Raw genomic sequence first — 6,906 nt, 5'->3', positions numbered from 1 at the left:
GGCCTCCCGCTATGAGTTGGCATTTTTTTGTCATACTGTCGCTATTTGGTTAAGAAAGAGGTATCTAATGACGTTACTTGCAGAAATTTGCATATTTCTGTAATTTGGTGACAATTTGAAATAGCACAAATGGTTTATACTATTTGGTTGGGAACAGAGTTACCAATAGAGGAGCCTCCTCCTAGCGGGCAGTAGATAGTCCTCCTTCTTATTGGTGGATAGACAGATATTAATGTTGATATAGCTCCTCCGGTTCTCCTTAAACCGGAGGAGGGAGACGTACCATGCTTCTTTTGACCTCAATAGCGATCTTCTGTATCGGGCAGACAAACAATGCTCCCTCAATCTTGCCAGAAAACAAATTTACTCAGGCAGTTCATTTATTGTCCGAAAAATACAATATAGCTATTATTGCTGATATCTATGCGAACGAGATGGCTTATATCGATCAAAAATCCCTCTCAGACGTTCCATTAAATGTAGCTCTGAAAAATCTTTGCACGACAAACAGGTATACCATCGAGCTTAAAAATGGAATTTACTTATTGAGGCGCCAGAACGGAGCAGGGATACGGCGTGGAGAGCTGAAACCGGAGTACCCTTTTACCTGGCAACGTGAAGGCAAAGTGGAAGTTTTTTTCCCAAAAGGTTTAGAATCACTGGTTGCGGATCTCCCAGAGTATAGTATTGAGACAACTGCCGTTTCCTTGCAGGTTCTTGGCAGAGAGCTGACAAAAGCCGGACACCCCGTTCGTATCTCGCCCGAGCTCGCCACGCAACGCGTGGTGGTGTGTGCTCCTCAGCTTCGTATCCCCACCCTGATGGAAGCCATTGGGCGACTCTTTAACGCGACGCCTGAGATTAATCTCAAGCGAAGCGCAAGGCAAGCAGCGCGGGAGGACTTTGAGGGACAGAACCTACCGCCCGATCTGGTCGCGCGACGAACTCTCTCGGCGGAGCTGATGGGTGAGGTTTTGGACTCTCTTACCCCCAAACAAAAGCAAGCCCGGGAGCGTGGCGAATCCCTAGAGATGAAGCTCTCCACACTCCCCGAGAAGCTCCGCGAGCGTCTCTCCCTCTACGTTCGCTTCTCGTTTGATGTCAGTAGCAAGGAGCTGGACTCTCTCGGGACACCGGACTGGTCGAAGCTAGATCAGTTTAAGCTTAACTTGACACCATCGGGGACGCCTGGTGAGCAAATGATCGGGGTCGGCGTGCTTCGCACGGATGGTACCTATATCGTTTTTTAGGAGACGTTTATCGTTTCCCGTAGATCGCCGTCGCGAGGGTGCCGTCGGCGGCGATCACCCCTCGGTACATTCCCGCTGTGTTAAACGGGAGCGCTGCATCCCCATTGGCCGCAAGCGCGATCACCCCGCCTGAGCCGCCCATTGTCATCAGTTCCTCATGGATCACCCCGTCTGCGGCAACACTCACGCTCTCTTTGGCGTGGCGCATCCGGGCCGAGATTTCGTGCGCGACGGCGGCGCGGATAAAGAACTCCCCATGACCTGTCGCGGAGACGGCGCAGGTCGCGTCATCGGCCCAAGTTCCCGCACCGATCATGGGACTATCTCCGATGCGCCCGTGGCGTTTGTTGGTCATCCCACCCGTGCTGGTCGCCGCCGCCAGATGATTCTCTTTGCAGCGCGCCACCGCTCCTACCGTGCCAAATTTATTGTCCTCGGAGAGCGAGACGCTATTGCTGGCTCGCTGCGCTTGGAGCTGCTTCCAGCGCTCGTCGGTGAAGAAGTAGTCCTGTCCGACGATCTCGACTTCCTCCAAAGTCGCCGCCAGCTCCTCGGCTCCCAAGCCTGAGAGGAAGACAAACGACGTCTTCTCTAGCACGGCACGGGCCAGCGTGATGGGATTTTTGATGGTCGTGACGCCCGTAATCGCCCCCGCCATCCGATCCACGCCGCGCATGATCGACGCGTCCAGCTCCGCGATTCCCTGATCGTTGAGCACCGCCCCACGCCCCGCATTGAAGATGGGATCGTCTTCGAGCACGCGCACGGTTGCCTCCACAATGCTCAGCGCATCGGCTCCCGCTTGCCATAGCGCGTAGCCTACCTTCAGCGCTTTCTCAAGCCCGGCATAGCACGCCGCCTCACGCGCAGCGGTCAGGTTCTCCTCTAAGATCGTCCCCGCGCCCCCGTGAATCACCAGCACAGCGTCTACGACGGCGGCATCATTTCGTGAAATGTCTAAATTCCCCATACCGCCGATTGTACCCGCGTTGGTGCCGCCGGTTTTCAACCGGCGGCGACCCGTAGCCCCTCGCTCTCGAACAAGAACGGGATGTAGCGGGCTCCGGCGGCGACGAGTGCGTTGGCGACGGCGGCTTGCTGGCCTTCTTCAGTCACAAAGTACAGGCAGCCACCACCGCCTGCGCCACAGGCTTTCCCGCCGAGCGCTCCGGCAGCGTGGGCAATCGTAAAGAGTTTTTCGATTTGAGAATTGGAGACACTGGGATCTAGATTTTTCTGACACGTCCAGTTCTGCGCAAGCAGCGCCGCAAACTCCGTGAAATTGCCGGATTGGAGCGACTCCGGCATCGCGAGGCCGACCTCGCGCAGGCCGTGAAACGCGGCCACCGTCTCGGGGCGACCGCTACGAAAGGCACCCCAGACATTTTCATGAATAGTGCCCGAGAGCCGAGGCGTTCCCGTGTAGACCAGCACACTGCGTTTCTCAAGGGCGGTCACGGTTTCAGGAGAGAGCGCAATGCTCTCGACTTCGACACTTGCGCCGCCACCAAAGCGCATGAGGTTAAAGCCACCAAACGCCGCTGCGTACTGATCCTGCCGCCCTCCGAGAATCCCGAGTAGCTCCTCCAGCGCGTAGGCTTGCTCCGCGACTCTGCGGCGGTCTTCCCCGCCGCCGATCAGGCCGAACCAGCAGACATTCAGCGCCCCCGAGGTTCCAAGGCCCGAGCCCGTGGGAAGCTCAAAGCCATAGCGCACTTGCAGCCCCTCGTCGGAAACGATTTGCTCGCCGGAGGCGTAATGATTAACTGTGGCATTGAAGACCACACCACCAAATTCCTGGGCGTAGAGATCAACATCAGTCCAGGCTCCGCCAAAGTCAATACGGACTGGTGCTTGGGCACGTTGGTGCATAGAAAAACTCCTTGTGATAAACTGGTAAGATTGAGGCGATAATGAAACAGATTCGCTGGTGGAACTCGTTTAACCTGCTTGGCATCATTTTGCTGGGCATCGGTGTTGCGGGACTGATCTTGCAGGGCAAGATGGTCTTTGACCCGGGCCGTGCGCACCGGGGCTATGAGTGGGTGCTCTACTTGGTTGCAGGGGTGCTGATGCTAGTCAATGGCTTTCTGCCCACAGCCAATGCTCCCCACTCAACTAAACCACGCAAGCCGACCGAACTTTTGTAAAAACTATGAGTAATCAAACTGTAGACCTTCTGGATGCCGATGAGCAGGAAGTGAAGGAAGTCCGCTGTTCTGTCACGGGCATCCCGATCTCCACGATCCCTAACTGGTACGCCCAGGTAAACGTCAACTTTGTCTCTGACCACGCTCGGTCGAAGTCGAGCGCCGCAGCGGCTCAGGCAAACTACCTGCGCCTCGCGGAGCTAAGTGACAAAGAGGACGAAGAAGAAGCGGAGGAATCCGACGAAATCTCGCTCGATGATATGGACGAAAATATCACTGCCGCGGATATTGATATCGAGGATATGGATATCGGTGGCGATGACTCCGATGATGCGGACACGGACAGCTAGCCTCTCCCTGCCGTAAAATCATAAACCAGACAAGGCCTGCGCAAAGCGTAGGTCTTTGTTTTTTTGAGCGTCGGGGTAGGTCGGGTATCATAGTTGGCATGGATGCAGATGCCCTCACCCGTGCTGACTCTATCACCGCCGATGTCGCGGATAAGTACCAGAAATTCGTCAACCCCACAGCCCTCGCTCTCCTAAAGATCGCGGGCTTCGATAAAGTGGAGTGGGAAGGCAGCGGTGCCATACTCAAAGACATCCACGGCAACGAGTACATAGACTGCCTAGGCGGCTACGGCACGTTCTCACTGGGTCATGCAAACCCGCGCGTGGTCGCCGCCGTGACCGAGCAGATGCAGCGCCTCCCGCTCTCGTCCAAGACTTTCTTAAACAAGCCCCTCGCTGATCTCGCCGCGCTTCTGGCTGAAATTACCCCCGGCGACCTGCAGTACAGTTTTATCTGTAACTCCGGCGCGGAGGCTCTGGAGGGCGCGATCAAGTTCGCACGCATGGCCTCGGGACGCACGAAGATTATCTCCGCAGAGGGCTCGTATCACGGCAAGACACTCGGAGCGCTCTCGGCATCGGGCAGAGATAGCTACAAAACCCCCTTTGCCCCCCTGCTTCCCGGGTTCTCCCATGTGCCGTTTGGTGACACCGCAGCGCTCACTGCCGCCGTGGACAGTGAGACGGCGGCGATCTTATTGGAGCCCATTCAAGGGGAGAACGGGATTCGGATTCCCCCCGACGGCTACCTCAAGGCCGCGCGCCAGCTCGCCGACCAGTACGGGGCACTGCTGATTCTGGATGAAGTCCAGACGGGCCTCTGCCGCACGGGAAAGTTCTTCGCCTGCAACTGGGAGGATGTCGCGCCCGATATCATGACGCTTGCCAAGTCGCTAGGCGGCGGCGTGATGCCCGTGGGCGCGATCGTGGGAACGGCGAAAGTCTGGAACGCCGTTTTCCATGAGAACCCGTATCTGCACACCAGCACGTTCGGTGGCAATGAGGCGGCCTGCGTGGCAGGAATCACCGCACTCACCATCATGCGTGAGGAGAATCTCGCGGAGCAAGCCCGCGTTAAAGGCGAGAAGCTACTCAGTGGTCTCAAGGGAATTCAAGCCAAGCACCCGAAGCTCGTGATGGACGTTCGCGGGCGTGGCCTGATGATCGGGGTGGAGTTCTCGGACGCGGACATCCAGAAGCTAACCATCGGCTCTCTGGTAGAAAACGGCGTGGTCGTGGCCTACACGCTCAACAACACCAAGATCATGCGCGTCCAGCCGCCCCTCGTGATCACCGACGAGCAGATTGAGAGAGTGATTGCGGCCTTCGATAGTGCGCTCACCGACACGGCGGATGTCCTGAGCTTGCTGGATTAGCCTCCCCCCCATCCCCCGTCCGACGGGGGGGATATGCGGAATCGGATTCCATTTTGTCCCCCCGCCGGGCGGGGGTTAGGGGGTTTCTAACACCAATGAGCGCCCTGTGCGTTGACGTAGACCGAGTAGAGCGACTGGCCCGCCGTAATAAACAGCCGGTTGCGCTTGGAGCCACCGAAGCACAGGTTCGAGCCGATCTCGGGTAGGAGAATCTGACCAATGCGCGTGCCATCGGGGGCGAAGGTGTGGACGCCGTCGAAGCCCGCTCCGACCCAGCCTGCGGATGCCCAGACATTGCCCTCGGTATCGCAGCGGATACCATCCGCGTTGCCTGTCTTACCATCCAGGGTCATCTTGGCGAACTCTTTTGCCTTGCCCAGCTTTGTTCCATTCTGCACATCAAAGACCCAGATGCAGTGAGGATCGCCCGTGTCGGCGATGTAGAGTTTCTTGTAGTCGGGTGAGAAGCAGAGTCCGTTGGGCTTGGTAGGCTCGTCGGTAACTTTCTCGACTTTGAGTGTGTTCGGGTCAATGCGATAGACGGCCTCTTTGAGCTCCAGCGGCCCCTTCATGCCCTCGTAGTAGCCCATCGAGCCATAGCCGGGGTCGGTGAACCAGATGCCGCCGTCGGGGTGTACGGCACCGTCGTTGGGGGCATTGAAGGGCTTTCCATTGAACGTAGACGCCAGAACGGTGATGCTCCCGTTGTGCTCGTGGCGGGCCACCCGGCGGGTGAGGTGCTCGAAGGAGATGAGCCGCCCTTCCCGATCCAGCGTGTTGCCGTTGGAGTTGTTGGAGTCGCGGATCACCGACGTGTGGCCGTCCTCCCAGAGCCAGCGGCGGTGGACAGAGTTGGGAATGTCCGACCAGAGCACGTAGCGCCCGACACTATGCCAGAGCACTCCCTCCGCCCACATCGAGCCGGTGTGGAGCCGCTGAATCGGCGTGTTGCCGATCTTGAGCGCTTCGTAGCGCTTGTCGAGAGCGATAATATCGGGGTCAGGGTAGCGGATCACCGCAGCACCAGGGCTGTAGCGGTCGAAGGCATTGCCCTTCTCTTGTTGCTGCGCCAAAGCAGCCGAGGCGGTGAGCGTCACTGCGCCCGTGAGTAGACTTCGTCGGTTCATAGGTTATTTATCCTCCAAATCATAGCGTGCAAAAATCGGCTGGCCAACCACAGACGGCGGCACGACTTTACGAAAAGCGTCCATGTGTGGCGTCTTCATGTGGGCATCTAGCGCCGCACCGTCGGTCCAGCGCTCGTAGACAAAGAACGTGTTAGGGTCTTCGATGTCCTGATAAAAACGGTAGTGCAGGCAGCCCGGCTCTTTGCGGGTCTCCACCCCCATCACACGCATGGCTTCGAGAGCCACAGCGCGCTTGTCGGGGTGCACGGTCGAGGTTACTTCAATGATCACCATGCCGCCCATTTTACCTGACGGGCGGCGTTTTGGGGATGGGTGGCTAAAGCGGCCTCCTCCATTTTACCGATTGCCTTTCTGTTTTACCCGCTTACTTCACGAGGCGCGATACAATAGCGGGCAGAAGATGAACGAGGATCAGGAACGGTGAACGAGGAAGCGATAGACCACGACCGGCTCTTCAAGGAGCTACTCACGACGTTTTTCGTCGAGTTCTTCGAGGCGTTTCTTCCCGATGTGATGGCGTATGTGGACACGGCGAGTATCGAGTTTCTGGATAAAGAGGTCTTCACCGACATCACGGAGGGCAAACGCTACGAGTCCGATATTGTGGTCAAGGCACGGTTCCAGGGACGCGA

8 protein-coding genes and 1 pseudogene are annotated in these 6,906 nt (G+C 57.5%); 5 read left to right on the top strand and 4 right to left on the bottom strand.

The annotated features are described in order from the left end of the window. Positions 1 to 626: 626 nt before the first annotated feature. Positions 627 to 1,250: a hypothetical protein gene (locus ACH2ED_RS07770; RefSeq protein WP_395089928.1), complete on the top strand. Its 624-nt coding sequence runs from the start codon at positions 627 to 629 to the stop codon at positions 1,248 to 1,250. A 7-nt stretch (positions 1,251 to 1,257) separates the two neighbouring features. Here ACH2ED_RS07770 and ACH2ED_RS07765 read toward each other — a convergent pair whose 3' ends face one another. Both ACH2ED_RS07765 and ACH2ED_RS07760 read right to left on the bottom strand, forming a co-directional pair. Further along, positions 1,258 to 2,220 carry an isoaspartyl peptidase/L-asparaginase family protein gene (locus ACH2ED_RS07765; protein WP_395089926.1) on the bottom strand — a complete coding sequence of 321 codons (963 nt, stop codon included), beginning with the start codon at positions 2,218 to 2,220 and terminating at the stop codon, positions 1,258 to 1,260. Between the two features lie 35 nt (positions 2,221 to 2,255). After that, the gene (locus ACH2ED_RS07760; protein ID WP_395089925.1) at positions 2,256 to 3,122 is read right to left on the bottom strand and encodes a hypothetical protein; all 867 of its coding nucleotides are present in this window, start codon (positions 3,120 to 3,122) and stop codon (positions 2,256 to 2,258) included. A gap of 41 nt (positions 3,123 to 3,163) precedes the next feature. Here ACH2ED_RS07760 and ACH2ED_RS07755 point away from each other — a divergent pair, with 41 nt between their 5' ends. The 3 genes from ACH2ED_RS07755 (at position 3,164) to ACH2ED_RS07745 (ending at position 5,126) form a co-directional block, all read left to right on the top strand. Continuing rightward, the gene (locus ACH2ED_RS07755) at positions 3,164 to 3,400 is read left to right on the top strand and encodes a hypothetical protein (RefSeq protein ID WP_309693822.1); all 237 of its coding nucleotides are present in this window, start codon (positions 3,164 to 3,166) and stop codon (positions 3,398 to 3,400) included. 5 nt (positions 3,401 to 3,405) lie between these two features. Continuing rightward, on the top strand, positions 3,406 to 3,750 hold the full coding sequence (locus tag ACH2ED_RS07750; protein ID WP_309693820.1) for a hypothetical protein: 345 nt from the start codon (positions 3,406 to 3,408) through the stop codon (positions 3,748 to 3,750). Positions 3,751 to 3,848: 98 nt separating this feature from the next. After that, positions 3,849 to 5,126: an aspartate aminotransferase family protein gene (locus tag ACH2ED_RS07745; RefSeq protein ID WP_395089924.1), complete on the top strand. Its 1,278-nt coding sequence runs from the start codon at positions 3,849 to 3,851 to the stop codon at positions 5,124 to 5,126. A gap of 86 nt (positions 5,127 to 5,212) precedes the next feature. Here the strand turns inward: ACH2ED_RS07745 and ACH2ED_RS07740 are convergent, their stop codons facing one another. Together ACH2ED_RS07740 and ACH2ED_RS07735 are read right to left on the bottom strand one after the other, a co-directional pair. Next, positions 5,213 to 6,253, bottom strand: a complete 1,041-nt coding sequence (locus ACH2ED_RS07740; protein ID WP_395089922.1) for an SMP-30/gluconolactonase/LRE family protein — start codon at positions 6,251 to 6,253, stop codon at positions 5,213 to 5,215. 3 nt (positions 6,254 to 6,256) lie between these two features. Further along, positions 6,257 to 6,547, bottom strand: a complete 291-nt coding sequence (locus ACH2ED_RS07735) for a putative quinol monooxygenase (RefSeq protein ID WP_395089921.1) — start codon at positions 6,545 to 6,547, stop codon at positions 6,257 to 6,259. A 147-nt stretch (positions 6,548 to 6,694) separates the two neighbouring features. Between ACH2ED_RS07735 and ACH2ED_RS07730 the strand changes: the two are divergent. Next, positions 6,695 to 6,906 (top strand): annotated as a pseudogene (locus tag ACH2ED_RS07730) (flagellar assembly protein H); the annotation flags it as partial.

The organism is Armatimonas sp., assembly GCF_043757465.1.
GTDB lineage: Bacteria > Armatimonadota > Armatimonadia > Armatimonadales > Armatimonadaceae > Armatimonas.
This window is presented reverse-complemented; position numbering and strand designations above follow the sequence as displayed.